At 71.0% G+C, this 21674-nt stretch carries 22 protein-coding genes; 8 read left to right on the top strand and 14 right to left on the bottom strand.

What is annotated here, in order from left to right:
* Positions 1–10: 10 nt before the first annotated feature.
* Complete coding sequence (gene nucS / locus ABZ441_RS00855; RefSeq protein ID WP_205022375.1) at positions 11–682, bottom strand: endonuclease NucS; 672 nt, start codon at positions 680–682, stop codon at positions 11–13.
* A gap of 258 nt (positions 683–940) precedes the next feature.
* Here nucS and ABZ441_RS00860 point away from each other — a divergent pair, with 258 nt between their 5' ends.
* Positions 941–1333, top strand: coding sequence for an SCO5389 family protein (locus ABZ441_RS00860; protein WP_205022376.1), 393 nt, complete (start codon positions 941–943; stop codon positions 1331–1333).
* Positions 1334–1438: 105 nt separating this feature from the next.
* Here ABZ441_RS00860 and ABZ441_RS00865 read toward each other — a convergent pair whose 3' ends face one another.
* Positions 1439–2470 (bottom strand): LLM class flavin-dependent oxidoreductase, encoded by a 1032-nt coding sequence (locus ABZ441_RS00865; RefSeq protein WP_358966358.1) that lies wholly within the window; start codon positions 2468–2470, stop codon positions 1439–1441.
* A gap of 217 nt (positions 2471–2687) precedes the next feature.
* On the opposite strand from ABZ441_RS00865, the gene ABZ441_RS00870 reads away from it, so the two are divergent.
* A complete protein-coding gene (locus ABZ441_RS00870; protein WP_205022378.1) occupies positions 2688–3017 on the top strand; it encodes an ATP/GTP-binding protein in 330 nt (109 codons plus the stop codon).
* Between the two features lies 1 nt (position 3018).
* On the opposite strand, the gene ABZ441_RS00875 is transcribed toward ABZ441_RS00870, so the two are convergent.
* From ABZ441_RS00875 to mce, 7 genes are all read right to left on the bottom strand, one after another.
* A complete protein-coding gene (locus ABZ441_RS00875; RefSeq protein ID WP_358966363.1) occupies positions 3019–3885 on the bottom strand; it encodes an ABC transporter permease subunit in 867 nt (288 codons plus the stop codon).
* Positions 3882–5021, bottom strand: coding sequence for an ABC transporter ATP-binding protein (locus tag ABZ441_RS00880; RefSeq protein WP_358966366.1), 1140 nt, complete (start codon positions 5019–5021; stop codon positions 3882–3884). The genes ABZ441_RS00875 and ABZ441_RS00880 overlap by 4 nt, the downstream gene beginning before the upstream one ends.
* Positions 5022–5159: 138 nt before the next feature.
* Positions 5160–5939, bottom strand: a complete 780-nt coding sequence (locus ABZ441_RS00885) for an ABC transporter permease subunit (protein WP_205022381.1) — start codon at positions 5937–5939, stop codon at positions 5160–5162.
* A gap of 5 nt (positions 5940–5944) precedes the next feature.
* Positions 5945–6955, bottom strand: a complete 1011-nt coding sequence (locus tag ABZ441_RS00890) for an ATP-binding cassette domain-containing protein (protein ID WP_358966370.1) — start codon at positions 6953–6955, stop codon at positions 5945–5947.
* 90 nt (positions 6956–7045) lie between these two features.
* Positions 7046–7984 (bottom strand): cellulose-binding protein, encoded by a 939-nt coding sequence (locus ABZ441_RS00895; RefSeq protein WP_205022383.1) that lies wholly within the window; start codon positions 7982–7984, stop codon positions 7046–7048.
* A 175-nt stretch (positions 7985–8159) separates the two neighbouring features.
* The gene (scy, locus tag ABZ441_RS00900) at positions 8160–11951 is read right to left on the bottom strand and encodes a polarized growth protein Scy (protein ID WP_358966373.1); all 3792 of its coding nucleotides are present in this window, start codon (positions 11949–11951) and stop codon (positions 8160–8162) included.
* A gap of 232 nt (positions 11952–12183) precedes the next feature.
* Positions 12184–12612 carry a methylmalonyl-CoA epimerase gene (mce, locus tag ABZ441_RS00905; RefSeq protein WP_358966376.1) on the bottom strand — a complete coding sequence of 143 codons (429 nt, stop codon included), beginning with the start codon at positions 12610–12612 and terminating at the stop codon, positions 12184–12186.
* Positions 12613–12747: 135 nt separating this feature from the next.
* Here mce and ABZ441_RS00910 point away from each other — a divergent pair, with 135 nt between their 5' ends.
* Positions 12748–13950, top strand: coding sequence for an acetyl-CoA C-acetyltransferase (locus ABZ441_RS00910; protein ID WP_358966379.1), 1203 nt, complete (start codon positions 12748–12750; stop codon positions 13948–13950).
* Between the two features lie 28 nt (positions 13951–13978).
* Positions 13979–14941, top strand: coding sequence for a methylmalonyl Co-A mutase-associated GTPase MeaB (gene meaB, locus ABZ441_RS00915; RefSeq protein ID WP_358966382.1), 963 nt, complete (start codon positions 13979–13981; stop codon positions 14939–14941).
* Positions 14942–15105: 164 nt separating this feature from the next.
* Here meaB and ABZ441_RS00920 read toward each other — a convergent pair whose 3' ends face one another.
* Complete coding sequence (locus ABZ441_RS00920; RefSeq protein ID WP_358966385.1) at positions 15106–15768, bottom strand: PepSY domain-containing protein; 663 nt, start codon at positions 15766–15768, stop codon at positions 15106–15108.
* Between the two features lie 119 nt (positions 15769–15887).
* On the opposite strand from ABZ441_RS00920, the gene ABZ441_RS00925 reads away from it, so the two are divergent.
* A complete protein-coding gene (locus tag ABZ441_RS00925; protein ID WP_358966388.1) occupies positions 15888–16547 on the top strand; it encodes a response regulator transcription factor in 660 nt (219 codons plus the stop codon).
* A complete protein-coding gene (locus ABZ441_RS00930) occupies positions 16544–18007 on the top strand; it encodes a HAMP domain-containing sensor histidine kinase (protein WP_358966391.1) in 1464 nt (487 codons plus the stop codon). The genes ABZ441_RS00925 and ABZ441_RS00930 overlap by 4 nt, the downstream gene beginning before the upstream one ends.
* Before the next feature lie 28 nt (positions 18008–18035).
* On the opposite strand, the gene ABZ441_RS00935 is transcribed toward ABZ441_RS00930, so the two are convergent.
* From ABZ441_RS00935 to ABZ441_RS00950, 4 genes are all read right to left on the bottom strand, one after another.
* Positions 18036–18512 carry a MarR family transcriptional regulator gene (locus tag ABZ441_RS00935; RefSeq protein ID WP_358966394.1) on the bottom strand — a complete coding sequence of 159 codons (477 nt, stop codon included), beginning with the start codon at positions 18510–18512 and terminating at the stop codon, positions 18036–18038.
* 96 nt (positions 18513–18608) lie between these two features.
* A complete protein-coding gene (locus tag ABZ441_RS00940) occupies positions 18609–19382 on the bottom strand; it encodes an AIM24 family protein (RefSeq protein WP_358966396.1) in 774 nt (257 codons plus the stop codon).
* Entirely contained in the window at positions 19379–20029 is a 651-nt protein-coding gene (locus ABZ441_RS00945; RefSeq protein WP_358966399.1) for an AIM24 family protein, read from the bottom strand. The genes ABZ441_RS00940 and ABZ441_RS00945 overlap by 4 nt, the downstream gene beginning before the upstream one ends.
* On the bottom strand, positions 20029–20661 hold the full coding sequence (locus ABZ441_RS00950) for an AIM24 family protein (protein ID WP_358966762.1): 633 nt from the start codon (positions 20659–20661) through the stop codon (positions 20029–20031). The genes ABZ441_RS00945 and ABZ441_RS00950 overlap by 1 nt, the downstream gene beginning before the upstream one ends.
* A gap of 208 nt (positions 20662–20869) precedes the next feature.
* On the opposite strand from ABZ441_RS00950, the gene ABZ441_RS00955 reads away from it, so the two are divergent.
* Entirely contained in the window at positions 20870–21220 is a 351-nt protein-coding gene (locus tag ABZ441_RS00955) for a DUF3817 domain-containing protein (protein ID WP_205022396.1), read from the top strand.
* Positions 21217–21510, top strand: a complete 294-nt coding sequence (locus ABZ441_RS00960; RefSeq protein WP_015578763.1) for an MTH1187 family thiamine-binding protein — start codon at positions 21217–21219, stop codon at positions 21508–21510. The genes ABZ441_RS00955 and ABZ441_RS00960 overlap by 4 nt, the downstream gene beginning before the upstream one ends.
* The last annotated feature ends 164 nt before the right edge of the window (positions 21511–21674 follow it).

Consider the following 21674-nt stretch of genomic DNA (forward strand, 5'->3'; position numbering starts at 1 on the left):
GCCCCGTGGGTCAGAACAGTCGCAGTTTGTCGTCCTCGATGCCGCGCATCGCGTCGTAGTCGAGGACCAGGCACCCGATCCCGCGGTCCGTCGCCAGCACGCGGGCCTGCGGCTTGATCTCCTGCGCGGCGAACACGCCCCGCACCGGGGCCAGGTGCGGATCGCGGTTGAGCAGCTCCAGGTAGCGGGTCAGCTGCTCGACGCCGTCGATGTCGCCCCGCCGCTTCAGCTCCACGGCCACCGTGGCGCCGTCCGCGTCCCGGCACAGGATGTCGACCGGGCCGATCGCGGTCGGATACTCGCGGCGGATCAGGGTGTAGCCCTCGCCGATCGTCTCGATCCGGTCGGCGAGCAGCTCCTGGAGATGCGCCTCCACGCCGTCCTTGATCAGCCCCGGGTCGACACCCAGCTCATGGGACGAGTCGTGGAGGATCTGCTCCATCGTGATGATCAGTTTCTCGCCCGCTTTGTTGACCACGGTCCAGACGCCCTCGGTTTCGTCGGCGCCCTCCTTGAGGGTGCACGGCGGGGACATCCAGTTGAGAGGTTTGTACGCCCGGTCGTCGGCGTGGATCGACACGCTGCCGTCCGCCTTCACGAGGATCAGACGGGGGGCGGAGGGCAGGTGGGCAGTGAGCCGGCCCGCGTAGTCCACGGAGCAACGGGCGATGACGAGACGCATGGTCGGCAACGCTACTCGACGACCACGGGTGCACGCGATTCGCGCACCCGTCACTCACGTACCCCGAGGGACGCCGATCTGGCTTGCCCCTCTTTGCGACCGTTCGTTGGTGGCCGGTTGTGTTCCCAATCTCCTGGTGCGGCCCGGACTGCACCCTTACCGTGTAAGCAGGAGGTCGCCGTCTGTGTACGCAGCGTCGCCGCCCAGCCCTGCCCGTAAGGCCCCGGCCACCTGTCCGGGGCCGCGAGAGGAGAACTCATGTCGCTCGACGTCTCACCGGCGCTGTTGGAACAGGCCGAGCGAGGCGAGGTCGACGAAGCCGACTTCGTCGACTGCGTCCGGACCTCCCTGCCCTACGCATGGGAGATGATCAGCTCCCTGGTGGCCCAGCTGAAGGTCGACGGCGGGCAGTTCGCCGACAACCAGACGCCCCCGCCGGACGAGCAGGCACGTGGTCAGCTGCTGCGTGCGCTCGCGAGTGATGCGATACGCGGCGCGCTGCAGCGGCACTTCGGGGTGCGCCTGGCATTCCAGAACTGCCACCGCCTCGCGGTGTTCCCGCTGGACGCATCGGTCGACGAGCGGCTGGCCCGATTCACCTCGGTGCGAGGCCAGTTGCTCAACCAGTCGCCCGAACTCCGGGACTGCTGAACGCTTCTGCTGCCGCTTCGGGCCGCGGGAGGTGCAACTGGCTCCGGGGCGGCAGCTCCCGTACCACCGCACCACCGCACCATCAGGACCACCTGCGTGAACGGATCACTTCAGCAACGGCAGCACTTCCGTGCCCAGCCGCTCCACGTTCGTCTCCGTCGCCGCGAGATCGCCCGATCCCTCCACCATGAGGGCGTAGCGGGTGATGCCCGTGCGCTCCGCCGTGGCCGCCAGCCGGTCCGCGGCGAAACGGGGCGGCCCCACCGGATGCAGGCCGCAGAGGAACTCCGTGTACGCGACGGGGTCCCGCATGACCCGGTGCCGGCCGTCGACCGTCACATGGGCGTCGAGCCCCTGCCGCAGCCAGCCCGGCATCGCCTTCACGAGCGTCTCCAGGGCGTCCGCGGGACTGTCGGCGATCTGGGCCACCCCTGCGGACACATGTGCTACTCGCTCCACGACCTCCGCCGGCTGGCCGGCCTCCCGGGCGGCCGATCGCCACAGAGCGACCATGTCGGCCTTCTCCTCGTCGCCGCAATGCATCCCGAGGAGCATGGGCAAACCCTTTTCAGCGGCGAGTTTCACGCTTTTCGCAGACGTGCAGGCGACGATCACCTCGGGACCCGGCGGGCCGTCCCCGAGCAGCTCGTCGGCGCGCGGAACGACGGCCACCTCGCGGAAGTCGTAATGCCGGCCGCTCCCCGCCACCCGGGGCTTTTCCAGCCATGCGAGCAGCAGCTCCAGAGCCTCGGGGAAACCCCTCTCGTACGCCCCGAGCCCGCCTCCGAAGACCTCCAGGTCGACCCACGGACCGCCACGCCCCACCCCGAGGGAGAAGCGGCCTCCGCTGGTCAGATGCAGCAGCGCGGCCTGCTCGCCGAGCGCGACGGGGTGCAGGTTCGGCAGCACGCTCACCGCCGTCCCCACGCGGATCCGGCGGGTGCGGCCGAGCAGCAGGGCGGCCAGTGTCGTGGCGGACGGGCACACCCCGTACGGCACGAAGTGGTGCTCCGCGAGCCAGACGGAGTCGAGCCCCGACTCCTCCGCGACCTCGGCGGACCTGACGGCCCGGTGCAGGGCCTCGCCCTGCCCCTGTCCCGGGAACTGGGCTGCCAGTACGAACGTTCCTACGCGCATCGCCTTCTGCCTCCTTGCGGCCGACGCGGCTGTCCCCCCTCACTGGCAACAACGTCTGACACGTGCCAAAGGCACGGTCCACGGCGAAGTTGTTGCGATTTTCCGGTAACCCACCCGCCCGTCGCTGCTCACGCGTCACTCCTGACACGGGCCTGCGGCCGATGCCTCTAGGCTGGACGGAACAATCTGCCCCAACCGCCACCCCGTGAGGTGTCCCGTGTCCCCGCGCCGCAACCGCCCTCGAGGCGGCGAGAGTCCCACCGGCAGCCCAGGAGGCGCGGGGGAGCGGTACGGCGGGGGCGGTGCCACGGAGAGCTGGCAGGGCGAGGAGTGGTCGGTGCGCCCGGTGAGCGGCGCGAGCGCGGCGGGCAAGCGCTACCGCTGCCCCGGCTGCGACCAGGAGATCCCCTCCGGGGTCCCGCACCTCGTCGCCTGGCCCGAGTTCGGCGGGATCGACGACCGCAGGCACTGGCACAAGGCCTGCTGGAACGCGAAGGACCGCCGCACCACACGGGTGCAGCGGTCCAGGAACGCTCCGCGCTACTGAGTCACACGTCCCGCCGGTCCAGCGACGCGAAGGCGCCTGCCATGGCCACCGCGGTCACGCCGACGATGATCCACAGCGGCTCCCAGCCGGTCGGCCCCGACGTGGTCACCGACGCCTCGTACAGCGAGCCGATCTGGTTGGGGATCGAGTACTCGAAGAGGGCCTGCTGCACACCCGCCAGCGTCGGCGAGAACATGAAGATCGCCAGAACCAGCGGGAGCAGTACCACCGCGATCATGATCGTGATGGCGCCCGCCGAGTGCCGGACGATCGCGCCGACCGCGAGCGAGAGCAGCCCGAGCGTCGCGACGTAGAAGCCCACCCCCACCGTGGAGCGCACCCAGAAGCCGGTGCCGGGGGTCGCCCCGTCCAGCATGGCCGTCTGCAGGACGCCCACGACGCCGGTGGTCACCGTGGTGATCGTGAAGGCGAGCAGGAAGAAGACGACCGCCTTCGCGATCAGTATCCGCGACCGGCTCGGGCACGCGGTCAGCGTCGTGCGGATCATCCCGGTGCTGTACTCGGACGCGATGGTCAGCACGCCCAGGGTGATCACGCAGATCGATCCGAGCAGTACGCCGAAGAAGCCCAGGCTGAGCACCGGGGTGTCGTCCAGGGGAGCCTCCGAGAGGCTCACGACGAACGCGGTGAGCAGACCGATGCCGAGCAGCAGGACGATCATCACGCCGAGCGTCCACATCGTGGAGCGCACGGAGCGGATCTTCGTCCACTCGGAGGCGATCGCGTCACCGAGGCCGGGAGTGCGCACGGGGATCGGTGAGGAGTACAGGCCGGGAGGAGCCTCCGGGTCCCGCTGCGGCTCCTGGGGAGCCTGGTCCGCCTGCGGTGGAGTGGCCGGCATCGTCATCGGGAGTCCTCGCTGGTCCTGCGCTCGGTCCGGTCCGCGGTGGCCGCGGGGGTGGGGGCGGGTGCCGGTGCGGCGGCGTGCTTGTTCTGTCCCGGGGGCGGCGGGGCGTACCAGTCCTGCTGGGGGACCTCCTGCGGCGCGTGGCCGGGTTGTGCGTGGGCCTCGTGGCCCGGCTGCCCGTAGCCGGGCGGCGGCAGCTGGAGGCCCTCCTTGGCGTCCGCCGTCGAGCGGTAGTCCACGACGCCCTGCGTCATCCGCATGTACGCCTCCTCGAGGGACGCCCGGTGCGGCGAGAGTTCCCACAGCCGGATGTCCGACTCGTAGGCCAGGTCGCTGATGCGGGACAGGCCCAGCCCGGTGATCCGCAGGGCACCGTCCGGCTCCGGCATCACCCTGCCGCCCGCCTCCGTGAGTGAGGTGGTCAGCTTCTCCCGGTGTTCCGGCCGGTCCGCCGGGACGCGGACCCGGGCGAAGTCCGCCGAGTTCGCCGAGATGAAGTCGGTGACGCTCATGTCGGAGAGCAGTTGCCCGCGGCCGATCACGATCAGGTGGTCTGCCGTGAGGGCCATCTCGCTCATCAGGTGGCTGGAGACGAAGACCGTACGGCCCTCGGAGGCCAGCTGCTTCATCAGGTTGCGGACCCAGAGGATGCCCTCGGGGTCGAGTCCGTTGACCGGTTCGTCGAAGAGCAGCACCTGCGGGTCGCCGAGCAGCGCGGCCGCGATCCCCAGCCGCTGTCCCATACCGAGGGAGAAGCCGTTGGACCGCTTCTTCGCGACGTCCTGCAGCCCGACGACACCGAGGACCTCGTCCACCCGGGCCGCCGGGATGCCCGCCAGCTGGGCGAGGGACAGCAGGTGGTTACGGGCGCTGCGTCCGCCGTGCACGGCCTTGGCGTCGAGCAGGGCCCCCACCTGGCGCGGGGCGTTCGGGAGGCTGCGGAAGGCGTGCCCGCCGATCGTCACGTGCCCGGAGGTGGGCCGGTCCAGCCCGAGCATCATGCGCATGGTGGTGGACTTGCCCGATCCGTTCGGACCGAGGAACCCCGTGACGGCACCGGGACGCACCTGGAAGGAAAGGTTGTGCACGGCCGTCTTCGCGCCGTAGCGCTTCGTCAGGCCGACTGCCTCGATCATTCTCCAGCCCCATCGACTTATCTGTCGTCGGGGCCCAGGCCTCCGGCCGCATGCCCCCCGTCAAGAGTTAGGAGGATAACCAGCCGCGGGCGGTTCCGGCCAAGCGGCTGAGCGGAGCGTCGGCGTCCCGGGGCCCGTTCAGGCGTCCCGCTTCTTCAGCACCACGTAGCCGCCGATCAGCGCCGCCACCACCCACAGTGCCATGATCCCGAGCCCGGTCCACGGCCCGTACGGCGCCGGATCGCTGTTCAGCGCGTCCGGCACCACCTGCATGATCTTGGATCCGGCCTGGTCGGGGAAGTACCGGGCCACGCTCTTGGCACCCGGGACCGCGGAGAGGATCTGCGAGACGAGGAAGAAGAACGGCATCAGGATGCCCAGCGACAGCATCGAACTGCGCAGCATCGTGGCCACGCCCATCGAGAAGACCGCGATCAGGCCCATGTAGATGCCGCCGCCGACGACGGCGCGCAGTACGTTCTCCGCACCGATGCCGGTGCCGCGGTCCCCGAGCAGGGCCTGGCTGAGGAAGAAGGTCATGAAGCTGGTGGCGAGGCCGACCACCAGGGCCAGGACACCCGCCACCGCGATCTTGCTGAAGAGGAACGACCCGCGCTGCGGTACGGCCGCGAGCGAGGTGCGGATCATGCCGGAGCTGTACTCCGTTCCCACCACCAGGACGCCGAAGACGACCATCGCCAGCTGCCCGAGGACCATCCCGGAGAAGCTGACGAACGTCGGGTCGAACGTGGCCTGCTCGGCGGCTGAGAGATCGTCGAACTGGCTCTTCAGCAGAGCGCTCAGGGCCGCGCCCATGGCGACCGTGACGAGGAACGCGCAGATCAGCGTCCAGGTGGTCGACGAGACCGTACGGATCTTGGTCCACTCGGAATTCAGGACCGCGGGTACCGATGCCATCGCCGTCACACCCCCTTCGTCATGTCGCCGGCCGTGTCGCCGACGGGCTGCTGCTGGTCCCACCGGTCGCCCCAGTGGGGGCCCACCGGCGGTGGCTGGGCGCCCTCGCGTTCGGAGTGGGCGTGGTACTCGACGGAGCCCGCCGTCATCTGCATGAACGCCTCCTCCAGGGACGCGCGCTGTGCGCTCAGCTCGTGGAGCACGACGCCGTTCCGGCCGGCGAGCTCACCCAGGCGTTCCGGGGTCTCGCCGTCGATCTCCAGCGTGCCGTTGCCCGACTCGACCGCGACGACGCCCTCCACGTGCAGCAGGTCACGCAGGCGCTCCTGCTCCGGGGAACGCATCCGTACGAAACTGCGGGAGTTCTCGCGGATGAAGTCGGCCATCGAGGTGTCCGCGAGCAGCTTGCCCTGCCCGATGACGATCAGGTGATCCGCGGTCAGGGCCATCTCACTCATCAGATGCGAGGAGACGAAGATCGTCCGGCCTTCCGAGGCGAGCGCCTTCATCAGATTCCTGATCCAGTGGATCCCCTCCGGGTCCAGACCGTTGACGGGTTCGTCGAACATCAGGATCTCGGGGTCGCCGAGCAGCGCGGCGGCGATTCCCAGCCGCTGCCCCATGCCGAGCGAGAAGCCCTTGGACTTCTTCTTCGCGACCGCGCTCAGGCCGACCGTGTCCAGCACATGGGAGACCCGGCTCGCCGGGATGCGGTTGCTCTGGGCGAGACACAGCAGGTTGTTGTACGCGCTGCGCCCGCCGTGCATCGACTTGGCGTCCAGGAGCGCCCCGATGTGCTTGAGCGGCTCCTGGAGGTCGCGGTAATGACGGCCGTCGATCCGCACCGTGCCGCTGGTGGGGTTGTCGAGGTCGAGCATCATCCGCATGGTCGTGGACTTGCCCGCGCCGTTCGGGCCGAGGAACCCGGTCACCATGCCCGGTCTGACCTGGCATGACAAATGGTCCACTGCAACCTTGTTGCCGAAGCGTTTGGTGAGGCCGTCGAGCTCGATCATGCGCTCACGCTAGAACGGCCGCGCGCCCGGCGCCACCACAAAGGCGGAACCGGGCGCGCGGAATGTCGCAGCCGACGTGAGGGCCGTCGCTCAGCGGGTCTGCTGGGCGGGGACACCACGGGTGGCGGACTCGTCCTCCGCCGGGGAGCCCGCGGCGGCGACCGCGGCACCCGTCAGCGTCGCCAGCATCTCGCGGACGTTGGTCAGCTGGGCGTTGATCGAGTCGCGGCGGTTGGTGAGCGCAGCCAGCTCGCGCTCCGACTCGCTGCGGATCCGGTCGGCCTTGGCGTTCGCGTCGGCGACGATGTCCTCGGCCTGGCGCTGAGCGGTCTCCACCGTCTGGCGGGCGCGGCGCTCGGCGTCCGTACGGAGCTTCTCGGCCTCCAGGCGGAGCTGCTCCGCGCGGTGCTCGATCTCGGCGAGGCGCTTCTCGGCCTTCGCCTGACGGGACGCGAGGTCGCGCTCGGACTGCTCGCGGCGCTTGGCGAGGTTCGTCTCGAAGTCCGCGGCGGCCTGGGCGGCCTTGGCACGGGTCTCCTCGAAGAGGGCGTCGGCCTCCTCACGCTTCTGCTGGGCGTCCTTCTGGGCGTCGGAGCGCAGCGTGGTCGCTTCGCCCTTGGCCTTCTCGACGATGCGGACGCCCTCGTCCTCGGCCTTCGCCTTGCGCTCCGACGCGAAGGACTCCGCGTCGTTGCGGACCTGCTGGGCGGCCGACTCGGCCAGCTCACGGTGCTGCTCGGCGGCGCGGCGGGCCTCCTCACGCAGGTCCTTCGCCTCCTCCTCGGCGAGGCGGAGGATCTTCTCCACGCGGGCGCCGAGCCCGGCGTACGACGGCTCGGCGTCGTTGACCTGGGCCTGGGCGTTCTGCGTCTCGAGGTGGAGCTCCTCGATGCGCTTCTCCAGAGAGGTGATCCGGGCGAGCGCGCTGTCACGGTCGGCGACGAGTTTGTTGATGCGGTCGTCCACCTGACCGCGGTCGTATCCACGTCGCACGAGCTCGAAGCCGAAGGGGGAGGAAGGGTCACTCATGGGGTTCCTGTCGAATGAGACCGGTGAGGTGTTAGAGGGAATCCTAGGGGCCCGAGCGGCGTGTCAACGTGAAGATGCCGCTTTGGTATGGAGAATGACACCCCTTTTGAGTGGCTGACCCCCGGAGTGCTTGCGGCCCGAAGGGCTGAATGTTCATGACGAAATACACGGGCGGCTACGCGTCCGACGCCTTGCCCCCCGACCGCGTACCCGCTGCCGCGCCGGCCTTGACGCCTCCGGCACTTCCGCCCGAGGCCTTGCCCGTCCCGCCCGGAGCCTCGAAAGACTCCAACGCCTCCAGGACGTCCTGGACACGGGAGATCTCCGTATTGATGTCCTCGCGTCTGCGGACCAGCAGGTCCAGTTCCCGGCGTCCCTCGTCGACCGTCTGCTTCGCCTCGGCCTCCGCGTCGGCACGCAGCTTCTCGGCCACCCGGGTCAGCTCGGCCTTCTTGGTCTCGGCCTCCTTGAGGAGCGACTCGGCGCGCTTCACGGCGGCGATACGGACCTTGCTCGCCTCCGAATTCGCGTCCGCCAGCAACTCCTTGGCCCTGGCCTCGGCCTCGGCCCGCTGATCGGTGGCCGCCTTCATCAGCTTGTCGACACGCTCGCCGGCCGTCTTCATCTGCTCGGAGGTCTCGCGGCGGGCGCGCTCGTGCAGTTCCTCGATCTCGCTCTCGATCCGGGTCCTGAGCTCCTCAGCGCGCTCGCGGGTGGCGGTGGCGTCCCCGCGCGCACCGACGAGCAGCTCGTCCGCGTCCGTACGGGCCCGTTCCACCAGGGAGTTGCCCTCGACCGTGGCCGCCGAGGTGATCCGCACGGCCTCGTTGCGGGCGGCGCCGACCATCCTGTCGGCCTGCTCCTCGGCCTCGGTGGCGGCGCGCAGCGCCTCCTCCCGGGCCTTCTCGACGAGCTTGTCGGCCTGTTCGGCGGCGTCGGTACGGCGCTTCGCCGCGGCCTCACGCGCCTCGTCCAGCAACCGGTCCGCCTCCTGACGGGCCTCCGCGCGCAGTTGCTCCGCCGCGGCCTCGGCGTCGGCGCGCAGCCGCTCCGACTCCTCGCGGGTGCGTCCGGCGTGCTCCTGGGCCGCGCCGACGGTCCGAGCCGCCTCCGCACGCAGCCGCTCCGCCTCGTCGGTCGCTTCCTTGACGAAGCGTTCCGACTGCTCGGTGGCCTCGGTGCGGACCCGCTCGCTCTCCTTCGTCGCCTCGGCCATGAGCCGGTCGGCCTGCGCAGCCGCCTCGGACCGGATCCGGTTGGCGTCCTCACGGGCCTCGCCCCGGGCCCGCGAGGCGTCCTGCTCCGCCGACGCGAGGGCGTCGGACGCCTCCGTGCGGACCCGCTGGCTGTACTCCGAGGTGTCCGAGCGCAGCTTCTCCGACTCGGTGATGGCCTCGGACACGGTCCGCTCCGCCAGGGCCTTCGCGGCCTCCGACTCCTCGTGCGCGACCTGACGGATGCGACTGGCGTCCTCGGCGGCCCGCTCACGCTCGGCGTAGGCGTCGGACCTGAGCCGGTCCGCCTCCTCCTGCGCCTCGGTCCGCGTCCGCTCCGCCGAGTGCTCGGCGGCCGAGCGCAGCCCGGTGATCTCCTCCTCGGCCTGTTCCTGCAGCCCGGCGACCGAGTCCCGCACCTGCTGGGCGGTCTGCTCGGCTGCGGACACCAGCTCCGTGGCCCGGCTCTCCGCCTCCTCGACCAGCCGCTGGGCCTCGGCCTGAGCCTCCTCGACCCGCTTGCGGGCTGAGGCGAGGAGCTCCTCGCTCTGTTCGCGGGCGCGCTCGCGGTCCTGTTCGGCCTCGGCACGCGCGGAGCTGAGCGCCTCCTCGGCGGCGCGGCGGCGGCGGTTCGCCTCCTCCTGGGCGGCGGCCAGTGCCTCGGCGGCCTCCGCGCCGACCCGTTCGGCGGCGGCCGCGGCCTCGGAGCGCACCCGGTCGGCGCTCTCCTGCGCCTCGTTCTTCAGCCGCTCCGCCTCGGCCGCGGCCTCGCTGCGCAGCCGTACGGCCACCGACTCGCCCTCGGCGCGGGAGCGCGCGGCGTCGGCGGCGGCCTCGGTGCGCAGCCGCTCGCCCTCCGTCGTGGCCTGCTCCTGGAGCGCGCGGATCCGCTCGGCGGCCTCCGTACGCAGCCGCTCGGACTCCTCGCCCGTCTCGCGGCGGATCCGCTCCGCCTCCGTACGCGCCTCGCCGAGTGCCTGCTCCGCGGCGGTGACCCGGGACTCGGCCTCGGTGTGCAGCCGGGTCAGCTCCTCGGCCGCCTCCGACCTGCGGGCCTCGACCCCACGCTCGGTCTCCTCGCGCAGCTCCTCGGCCGCCTTCTCCGCCGCCGCGGTCAGCGCGGTGGCCTGCTCCTCGGCCTCGGCGCGCAGCTTCTCCGCCTCGGCACGGCTGCGTTCGAGTGCTTCCTCGGCCTGCTTGCGCAGGGTGGCGGCGCGCTCGGCGGCCTCGGTCCGGACGCGCTCGCTCTCGGTACCCGCGGAGGTCCGCAGCTCCTCGGCACCGGCCTTGGCCTTGGTGAGCAGCTCCTCGGCGGTGCGGGCACCCTCCTCGAGCTGCTGGACGGCCTCGCGGCGCGCCTCGCCGCGGATCCGCTCGCCCTCGGCCACTGCTTCGGAGCGCAGCTGCTCGGCCTCGCCGCGGAGCCGGCGTGCCTCCTCCTGCAGCTCGACGGTCTTGGCCCGGTACTCCTTGGTGTCGTCCTTGGCCGCGCCCTTGAGCTGGTCGGCCTGCTCGGCGGCCTCGCCGCGCAGGCGGTCCGCCTCGGCCTCGGCCTCACGGCGGATCCGGTCGGCCTCCTCGCGGGCCGACCTGGTGGTGGACTTGGCGTCGTCGGAGGCCTTGGTCAGGACCTCTTCGGCGCTCCGGGCCGCCTTCGCGAGCTGGGCCGCGGCTTCCTCGGCGGCCAGGGTGCGGGCCTTCTCGGCGGCCTCGGCGACCACCCGCTCGGCCTCCGCGCGGGCGTCGACGAGCGCCTGCTCGGCCTCTTCCTTGAGCGTCTCGGCCTGCTTCGTGGCCTCGCCGACCAGCCGGGCGATCTCGGACCGGGCCGTACGGGTGCGCTGCTCGTTCTGAGACTCGGCACCGGCCAGCCGCTTGGCCGCGGCGTCCTTCGCCTCGGTGAGGACCTTCTCGGCCTCCAGCCGGGCCTCGCGCAGGCGGGTCTCCGCCTCCTGCATGCGCTGCTCGGCCGCACGGTTCAGCTCGGCGGTCTGCTGCCGGGTCTGCTCGGTCTCGGCGGTGGCCGTCGAGCGCAGCTGCTCGGCGTGACCGGTGGCCTCCTGGGCCTGGGTGGAGGCGGCCTCCAGGAGCCGCTCGGCGTCCCGGCGGGCCCGCAGCAGTGTCGACTCGGCGTCCGCACGGGCCGACTCCGCCTCGGAGTTGATGCGCCGACGGGTCTCGTCGGCCAGCCGGGCGGCCTCGGCACGGGCGGCGGCCAGCGACTGCTCGGACTCCGCGCGTGACTCGTCCAGGAGGCGGCGTGCCTGGGACTCGGTCCTGGCCCGCAACTGCTCGGCCCAGGCGACGTTCTCGTTGACGTGGGACTCGACGGTCTGGCGGCGCTCCGCCAGCTCCTGGTCGAGCCGCTGGCGCCGCTGCACCGCTTCGGCGTGCAACTCCGCCTGGAGCCGGGCCTGGTGCTCCGCGTGCTCCTGCAGGATGCGCTGCGTCTGCGCCCTGGCCTCGCGCAGCTCGCGCTCGGCGTCGGTGCGCAGCTGATCGGCCTGGGTCTGGGCGTTACGGAGCATCTGTTCGGCCTGGTAGCCGATGTCCGCGCCGTCGTGCGCGGGACGGGTCGCCAGACTGCGCCGCGCCTCGTGCAGCTTGGCGCGCAAGACCTCGACCTGGTAGCCGAGGTCCTCGGCGTGCTGGACGGCCTTCTCCCGGTCGGTCTTCAGCCGGTCCATCTCGGCTTCGAACCGCGAGAGATGGTCGTCAGCTCGGTGGCTCTGCTGGCTCTCGTAGCCCCGCACTGCGCGGTCCCATCCTTCCCCGAGCTCTCAACGTCTTCCCCAAGCTCTCAACTTCGTTCGAGCAGGGGATGCCCCACTGAGCAGGGGGAGACCCCAACCCTGGTCGCAATTCCTCGTACGAGTCCGCTCGCCGGCGAGCGGCCCCCCGGGGAATGGTGACAGATCAACGGCACGGTCCCGACCCGGCCCCGGCCCGGAACAGCCCACTCTACCGGGCCGGGTATCGGTCGGGTCAGTGCTCTGTTGCCGAGGTGACCAGTTCGGTCAGCACCCCGTGGCAGTCCTTGGGGTGCAGGAAGGTGATCCGGGATCCCATCGAGCCGGTCCTGGGCTCGTCGTACAGCACCCGGACGCCCTTCTCACGGATGTCGGCGGCGTCCGCGTCGACGTCCGCGGTCCCGAAGGCGATGTGGTGCACGCCCTCACCGTTCTTGGCCAGCCACTTCCCCACGGCCGAATCCTCACGGGTCGGCTCGAGCAGCTGGAGGTAGGAAGCTCCGCCGTCCGAGGTCTCGTTGATCTTCAGCATGGCCTCCCGGACGCCCTGCTCCTCGTTGATCTCGGTGTGGTGCACCTCGAAGCCGTAGGTCGCGCGATAGAACTCCACGGTCTTGTCGAGGTCGAAACAGGCGATTCCGATGTGGTCGATTCGCGTCAGCATGGAACCAGTGCAGCGCCCCGGGGATGGTTACGCAACGTGCGCGCGATCACACCCGCTGCCGGATGACGGGCGCGGTACCGCTCAGTACATTCATGTAAACCCTCGTTCACAACCGATCCCAAGGGGCTGTGCCTCATGTCAGGAACGACCGGATCCACCTCAGTGATCGTCGCGGGCGCGCGAACGCCCATGGGCCGTCTCCTCGGCTCGCTGAAGAGCCTCTCCGGAGCCGACCTCGGAGGCGCCGCCATCAAGGCGGCGCTGGACCGGGCCGGGATCGGCGGCGACCAGGTCCAGTACGTGATCATGGGCCAGGTGCTCACCGCCGGGGCCGGGCAGATCCCCGCACGCCAGGCGGCCGTCAAGGCCGGGATCCCGATGAACGTCCCCGCGCTCACCGTCAACAAGGTGTGCCTCTCGGGTCTCGACGCGATCGCCCTTGCGGACCAGCTGATCCGCGCCGGTGAGTTCGACATCGTGGTGGCCGGCGGCCAGGAGTCCATGACCAACGCCCCGCACCTGCTCCCGAAGTCCCGTGAGGGATACAAGTACGGCGCGATCCAGATGCTCGACTCGATGGCCCACGACGGTCTGACCGACGCCTACGAGAACATTCCGATGGGCGAAGCCACCGAGAGGCACAACATCCGCCTGGGGCTGGCCCGCGCCGACCAGGACGAGATCGGTGCCCTGTCCCACCAGCGCGCCGCCGCCGCCCAGAAGAACGGCATCTTCGAGGCCGAGATCACCCCGGTGGAGATCCCGCAGCGCAAGGGCGACCCGGTACTCGTCTCCAAGGACGAGGGCATCCGCCCCGAGACGACCACGGAGTCGCTCGCCAAGCTGCGTCCGGCCTTCTCCAAGGACGGCACCATCACCGCCGGCACCGCCTCGCAGATCTCCGACGGGGCCGCCGCGGTCGTCGTCATGAGCAAGGCGAAGGCCGAGGAGCTGGGCCTGGAGTGGATCGCCGAGATCGGGGCCCACGGCAATGTGGCAGGCCCGGACACCTCGCTCCAGTCGCAGCCGTCCAACGCCATCAAGCACGCCCTGAAGAAGGAGGGCATCGGCGTCGAGGACCTCGACCTCATCGAGATCAACGAGGCCTTCGGGGCCGTCGCGGTCCAGTCGATGAAGGACCTCGGCGTCACGTCCGACAAGGTCAACGTGAACGGCGGCGCGATCGCGCTCGGCCACCCCATCGGCATGTCCGGCGCCCGTCTGGTGCTGCACCTGGCGCTGGAGCTGAAGCGGCGTGGCGGCGGCACCGGGGCGGCGGCGCTGTGCGGCGGCGGCGGCCAGGGCGACGCGTTGATCATCCGCGTACCGGGCAAGTAGTCACCGTACGAGCGAGCGAGGAGGCCGAGTGAAGGTGGACGTCCCCACCCTGGTCGAGCAGGCACGTGAGGGCAGGCCACGTGCGGTGGCCCGGCTCATCTCCCTGGTGGAGGGTGCCTCGCCGCAGCTGCGGGAGGTGATGGCGGCGCTGGCACCGCTCGCCGGCCACGCCTACGTCGTCGGCCTGACCGGGTCGCCGGGTGTCGGCAAGTCCACCTCGACCTCGGCGCTGGTCTCCGCCTACCGGAAGACCGGCAGACGGGTCGGGGTCCTGGCCGTCGACCCGTCGTCGCCGTTCTCCGGGGGCGCGCTCCTCGGTGACCGGGTCCGGATGTCGGAGCACGCCTCCGATCCGGGCGTGTACATCCGCTCCATGGCCACCCGCGGCCATCTGGGCGGACTCGCGTGGTCGGCCCCGCAGGCGATCCGGGTGCTGGACGCGGCGGGCTGCGACGTGATCCTCGTGGAGACGGTGGGGGTGGGCCAGTCGGAGGTGGAGATCGCCTCCCAGGCCGACACCTCCGTCGTCCTCCTCGCCCCGGGCATGGGTGACGGCATCCAAGCGGCCAAGGCCGGAATCCTGGAGATCGGCGATGTCTACGTCGTCAACAAGGCCGACAGGGACGGCGCGGACGCCACCGCCCGCGAGCTCAACCACATGCTGGGCCTGGGGGAGTCCCGTGGGCCCGGCGACTGGCGGCCGCCGATCGTGAAGACGGTCGCGGCCCGGGGCGAGGGCATCGACGAGGTCGTGGAGGCCCTGGAGAAGCACCGGGCGTGGATGGAGGAGCACGGAGTCCTCGCCGAGCGGCGCACGGCACGTGCGGCCCGCGAGGTCGAGACGATCGCCGTCACCGCGCTCCGTGAGCGGATCGCCGATCTGCACGGCGACCGCCGGCTGGACGCGCTGGCGGAACGGATCGTGGCCGGAGGCCTCGACCCGTACGCGGCGGCGGACGAGCTGGTCGCGGGTCTCACCGGCGGGAACTGACGGCTCCCCGGGCGGCGTGCGGGCCGCCCGGGGAACCGCCGGGCGTGTCCGCGCCGTGCGGCGCTTCTCCCCGTCCCTCACCTCGCCCGACGACGAAACGGTCCGGTCCGGGTTCGCCCCCCGAGACGGTTCCGGACGGGACCGCGCCCGCACGGCGGGGGCGATCAGTCGTCGCTGTCGTCGTCCTGGTCGTCGTTCCGGTCGTCGTCCTGGTCCACGGTGACCTTGCCGCTCTTCGCGTCCACGTGCAGCTCGTGCTGCTTGCCGTCCTTGCCCGTGACATCGACGTCCCAGTGCGGCGCACCGCCCCCGCCGCCGTTGTCGTCGCCGTCGTCGTCCAGGTCCACCGACGTCACCGTGCCGGGCTGGGCTGCGAGCGCGGCCTTCACCGCCGCGTCCAGTGGGACGCCCGCCGCACGGGGTGCGTGCCGGTCGCGGTCGTCGTTGTCGTCGTCCTCGCGGTGGGACAGCACCTTTCCGTTCCGCGCGTCCACGGTCACGTCGTGCCAGACCTTGTCGGAGCCGTACACGTCGAGCTCCCAGACGGTACGCGCGCTGTCGTCGTCATCGTCCAGCTCGGCCTCGGTGACCGTGCCGGGGACGGCCTTCAGCGCGGCGCCGACCGCCTCGTCGAGCGCGGTCCGCCCGGTCTTCGCGGTCCCGGTGCCACCGGCGTCCCCGTTGGTAGCCGCCGCCCGGTCCGTGCCCGCCACCGTCCGGTCGTCGTTGCCCCCGCCTTCGGAGTCGGCGAAGGCGGCGGTCGTGACGAGCCCGCCTCCGACCAGTACGGCGGCGGTGAGAGCGGCGACTGCGATGTTGCGCTTCATGATGGGTTCCTCCCCGATGGGATCTGCGGTGCGACGGGTTCCACACTGGCGGTGCGATGCTGAACGCAGCCTGAAGCCACCTGAAGGCGTCTTCAGGTTCGGTTTGGGAAGCTGTCCCCATGCGCCTGTTGATCGTGGAGGACGAGAAGCGCCTGGCCACGTCCCTCGCGAGGGGACTCACCGCCGAGGGCTTCGCCGTGGACGTCGTGCACGACGGCCTGGAGGGTCTGCACCTGGCCGGTCAGGGCGTCCACGACCTCCTGGTCCTCGACATCATGCTGCCCGGGATGAACGGCTACCGGATCTGCGCCGCCCTGCGCGCCGCGGGGCACGAGACGCCGATCCTGATGCTGACGGCGAAGGACGGGGAGTACGACGAGGCGGAGGGCCTCGACACAGGCGCCGACGACTATCTGACCAAGCCCTTCTCGTACGTCGTGCTCGTCGCCCGGATCAGGGCGCTGCTGCGCCGCCGCGGCGGTTCCGCCTCCCCGGTGCTGACGGCCGGGACGCTGCGGATGGACACCGCCGCCCGGCGGGTCCACCGGGGCGAGGAGGAAGTCACCCTCACCGCGAAGGAGTTCGCCGTCCTGGAACAGCTCGTGCTGCGGGCGGGCGAGGTGGTCAGCAAGGCGGACATCCTGGAGCACGTCTGGGACTTCGCCTACGACGGGGACCCGAACATCGTCGAGGTCTACATCAGCACCCTGCGCCGCAAACTCGGCGCCGCGTCGATCCGTACGGTACGGGGCGCGGGCTACCGGCTGGAGGCCCTGTGAGGTCCGTACGCGCCAGGGCCGCGCTGGGCGCCACGCTGGTCGTGGCCGTCGCCCTGACGGTCGCGGGGCTGGCCGTCCTCCTGGTGCTGCGCGGCAACCTGACGGACCGGGCGGGCCTGGAGGCCGAGGTGGCCGCACGTGAGGTGGCCGGGCAGCTTGCCCTGGGGGCGACGTACGCGGAGCTGGAGCTGGGCGACGAGGACACCCACCCCGTCCAGGTGACCGACGAGCAGGGGAGCGTGGTGGCCGTCTCCAAGGACCTGGAGGCGATCTCGGGGACGGGCACGGCGCAGGTCGTACCGGTGCCGTCGGCGCCGGTACCGAGCCCGGGCGACGACGATGACGACGACGATGACGACGGGGGCGGGAGCGAACCGGCCCGGGGCGAGGTCTCCTCCGACCCGCCGGACTTCGCGAACGGAACCGCCACCGTCGACGGCGAGACGGCGGACTACCGTTTCGCGGCGGTCGAGTCGACCACCGAGCAGGACGTCACCCTGACCGTCCGCGCGGGAGCTCCGCTCGCGGCCGAGCAGGAGGCCGTGGACACCGTGCGCACCTCGATGCTGACCGGGCTGCCCCTCATGCTGCTCGTCGTCGCAGGAGTGACCTGGCTGGTCACCCGGCGCGCACTGCGACCGGTCGAGGACATCCGGCAGGAGATGGCCGCGATCACCGCCTCCGAGGACCTCAGCCGCCGCGTGCCCGAGCCGGACTCGCGGGACGAGATCGCGCGGCTGGCCCGTACGACCAACGAGACCCTCACCGTCCTGGAGGCATCGGTCGACCGGCAGCGGCGTTTCGTCGCCGACGCCTCGCACGAGCTGCGCAGTCCGATCGCCTCGCTCCGCACCCAGCTGGAGGTGGGGCAGGCCCACCCGGAGCTGCTGGACGTGCCCGGCGCCGTCGCCGACACCGTACGGCTGCAGGCGCTGGCCGCCGACCTGCTGCTGCTCGCCCGGCTCGACGCCGGTGAGCGGCCGGGGCGCACGGCCGTCGACGTCGGGGCGCTGGTCCGCGAGGAGGTCTCCCAGCGCACGGCGGACCGGATCCCGCCGGAGGTGTCCGTCGTCGGCCGCGGGTCGCTCGAGGTCGCCGGGTCGCGCGGGCAGCTGGCCCGGGTGATCGGCAATCTGCTGGACAACGCCCAGCGTCACGCGGAGCGTTCGATCGCCGTGTCGGTGCGGGAGGACCGGGGCGGCGTGCTCGTGGAGGTCGCCGACGACGGCTCGGGCGTGCCCGGGGCCGAACGGGACCGCATCTTCGAGCGCTTCGTCCGCCTGGACGACGCCCGCAGCCGCGACGACGGCGGGGCCGGGCTCGGCCTGGCCATCGCCAGGGATGTCGCCTCCCGGCACGGAGGCACCCTCACGGTGGCCGAAGCGCCGGGCGGAGGCGCGCTGTTCACCCTGCGGCTGCCGTCGCGTCCCGCGCCCGGAGGAGAGCCGGCGGCCGGCTGATCCGGACGGGAGGTGCTGAGGGCCCGTGCTACGGCTTGCCGCGCCGGCCGCGCAGATGCTCCGCGATCGGGGTCAGGGCGTCGTGCAGGCCGGCGAGCTCGTCGGGGGAGAGCAGATTCATGAAGTGCCTGCGCACCGACTCGACATGGTGGGGCGCGACCTTCCGCATCGTCTCGGCGCCCAGTTCCGTGAGGACCGCGAACAGCCCGCGCCGGTCCGACTCGCAGTGCTCGCGCCGCACCAGGCCGGCGTTCTCCATGCGGGTGATCTGGTGCGAGAGCCTGCTCTTGGACTGCAGGGTGGCGGCGGCGAGATCGCTCATCCGCAGGCGCTGGTCCTCCGACTCGGAGAGGTTGACCAGGATCTCGTAGTCGTTCATGGTCAGGCCGAACGGCTGGAGGTCCTTCTCCAGCTGATGCGTCAGCAGCCGGCTGACGTCCAGGTGGGTGCGCCAGGCGCACTGCTCCGCATCGGTCAGCCAGCGGGTGGCCGTCTCGGTCTCCATGTATGAATTCTACCTAAGATGTTGAAAGCCGGACGAATTCTGTTGTGTGACCCCGCGCACGCGCCTGCCCCGGTGTCACACTCCGCAGAGTACCGCTCACAGCCCGAAGCGACGCTGGAGGTCCCCCAGCTGACCGGGCATGCGAGGTGTGGAGCCGTGTTGACCGCCCCCGGGCCCGCCGCCCGGCACACCCGGCTCGTGCGGCACGGCGCCGGCCGCCTGCTCGGGCAGCAGCGCCTCCGTCGACTGGAGCAGTACCGTACCCGCCCCGACGAACTCGAACTGATGCTCCTCGCCGGAGGTGCCGCCGATTCCGGTCAGTGAGCGCAGCCCGCCCATCACGCCGGTCATGTAGCCGTGATCGTAGTGGTGGCACGGTGAGGGACAGTCCGCCCACCCCACCAGCGCCTGGGGGTCCACCCGCAGCGGCGGCTCCATGAAGACCACCGGTCCGTTGGAGGCGGCGACGAACTTCCCCGTACCGATCAGGGTCAGGAAGCCCGGCACGATCGACTGCTTCAGCGCCAGCGTCGGCTGGTAGGCGAGCAGGTTGCCGGACCGGATCGTCAGGTTGCCGTCCTCCAGGTCGAAGGAGTTCACGTCGAAGGCCCGGTCCGCGAGCAGCATCTTGCCGCTGCCCTCGGCCACCACCCAGTCGCTCGCGTGCAGCGGGGAGTGGAAGCTCGTACGGATCAGCCGCTCGAAGCGCCCGTGCCCGATGCCGTTGAAGTCGATCTGCCCGTAGTAGGCGATCATCTTGCCCTTCTGCAGGAACCACTGGCTCCCCTTGAGCTCCACGCAGAAGGTGTACGCGTTGACGTTGTCGTCCGACGGCAGCGTCATCGGGTCGAAAACCACGGGCGTGCTCACAGCTTCTCCTCCGACGCCTGGACGTACACTGCTCCGCTGCCGCTGAGCTCCAGCTGGAACGCCTCACCGGAACCGCGCCCCACCATGTCGCGCCAGCCGAGCGCGGTGGACAGCTTGTTGGTCACGTCCCCGTGGTGGGCGACGTACGCCTGCGGGTCCACGTGCACCGGCCTTCCCGGCGTGATCGGCAGCTCGATCACCCCGCCGTGCGCCATCACGGCGACCGCGCCGTGGCCCTTGAGCGTCGTCGTGAACAGGCCCTGCCCGGTCACCTGGCCGCGCACCATGCCCATCACCCCACCCTGTGAGCCCATGAACATGGTGCCCTGCCGGAGCGTCCCGTCGAAGGCGAGCAGCCGGTCGGCCTCCACGTAGAGGGTGTCGCCGGCCAGGTTGATCACCTGGATGTGGTGGCCCCCGTGGCCGAACATCACCGTGCCACTGCCCTCGACCGTCATCAGGGGGGTCGCCTCGTTCGCCACCCGCCGGCCGATCATCGAGCCCAGGCCGCCCTGTCCGCCCTGGACGTTCGGGGTGAACGAGACATCGCCCCGGTACGCGAGCATGGCGCCGCGCTGGCTGTACATCTTCTGGCCCGGCGCCACCGCGGCCTCGACCATCTTCGAGTTGATCTCGCGGAACGGCATCAGACGTCACCCCCGACGGTGTTCCGCTCGCTGGGCTGCACGTAGACGAGTCCGTCGCCCTCGAAGCGGATCTGGAAGGACTCGCCGGAGCCCTCACCCATGAGCGTCCGGAAGTTCACCCCGGACTGGAAGTGCTGCTGGAGCCTGCCCTGGTGGGCGATGTAGGCGCCGGGGTCGACGTTCAGCGGGTACTGGGGTGACACCCGCAGCACCACGGCGGAGCCGTCCGACATGATCGCCGCCTGACCGGTCCCCTCGACGGTCGTGGTGAACAGGCCGTTGCCGCTCGCCCCGCCGCGCAGGCCCGTGAAGGAGGTGCCGGTACGCAGTCCGGCGTCGGTGGCCAGCAGATTGCTCGCCTCGACGTACAGGGTCTCGCCGTGCAGCGAGACGAGGTTGATCTCGCTCGCCCGGTCGGCGAAGTAGCAGGTGCCCTGCCCCGTCACCTCCATCATCACCATCTGCTCGCCGGTCAGCCGGCGGGTCACCATGCCGCGCAGACCCTCACCGCCGCCGGACATCTTCTTGAACGCCATCCGGCCGTCGTAAGCGACCATCGAGCCGTTCTTCGCCTTGACGGCGTCGCCTGTCAGGTCGACGGCGAGCGTCTTGCTGCTTTGGAGTCGGAACATCGCCACGGTGCGACGTTAGCCGCAGGGGAGCCCGGCGGACAGGGCCCGGCGGACGATCCCGACCCCGACGCGACCCTGATATGCGCCGATACGTGCCGCGCGGGTCCGACGGGACCCCCTGCCCCGGGGGACAGGGAGCGATGCCACAATGGCCGTGCTTGTGCCTGCGTTCACAAGCCGACACGCCCCTCCCACCGAAGGTGCCCTCGTGGACATCAAGACCGCTTCCGCCCTGCACCGGCTGCGCCTCATCTCGCTTCCCGAGGCGCTGTCCTTCCCGGCACTGCTCATCTTCGGCTCGCTCCTCATGCGGGTCTCGGACATCGACTTCCTGATGCCGCCCCTCGGCGCGCTGCACGGCATCCTCTTCACGATCTACGTCATCTTCCTCGTGGACGTGTGGGTCAAGGCCAAGTGGCCCCTCAAGCGTGTCGGCCTGTTCTTCCTCCTCGCGGTGGTGCCGTTCGGCGGGCTCTACGGGGAGAAGCTGCTCAAGAAGTACGAGGCCGACGGAGTCATCGCCGCCCGCGCCCGCGCCGAGGGCAAGGTGAGCGCGTGATCGTCGCCTTCTCCGTCAGCCCGCTGGGCGTCGGCGAGGACGTCGGCGAGTACGTCGCCGACGCCGTCCGTGTCGTCCGCGAGTCCGGGCTGCCCAACCGCACGGACGCGATGTTCACCTCGATCGAGGGTGAGTGGGACGAGGTCATGGACGTCGTCAAGCGTGCCGTCGCCGCCGTCGAGGCCCGCGCGGGCCGTGTCTCCCTGGTGCTCAAGGCCGACATCCGGCCGGGTGTCACCGACGGTCTGACCTCCAAGGTCGAGACGGTGGAGCGACATCTGGCGGGCTGACGCCTGACGCGTGGCCCGGCCTCACACCGGAAGCCGCACAGGAAGAGCCGGTCACACGAAGAGCCCCCGGCGACGGGGGCTCTTTCCGTTCGGGCGAAGAAAACCCCTCTCTCGGGCCTGCCGGGTCGACACATTGTCATATCTACCCTTCTGTGGGGATACCA

It is taken from the genome of Streptomyces sp. NPDC005752, from assembly GCF_040630715.1.
Taxonomy (GTDB): domain Bacteria; phylum Actinomycetota; class Actinomycetes; order Streptomycetales; family Streptomycetaceae; genus Streptomyces.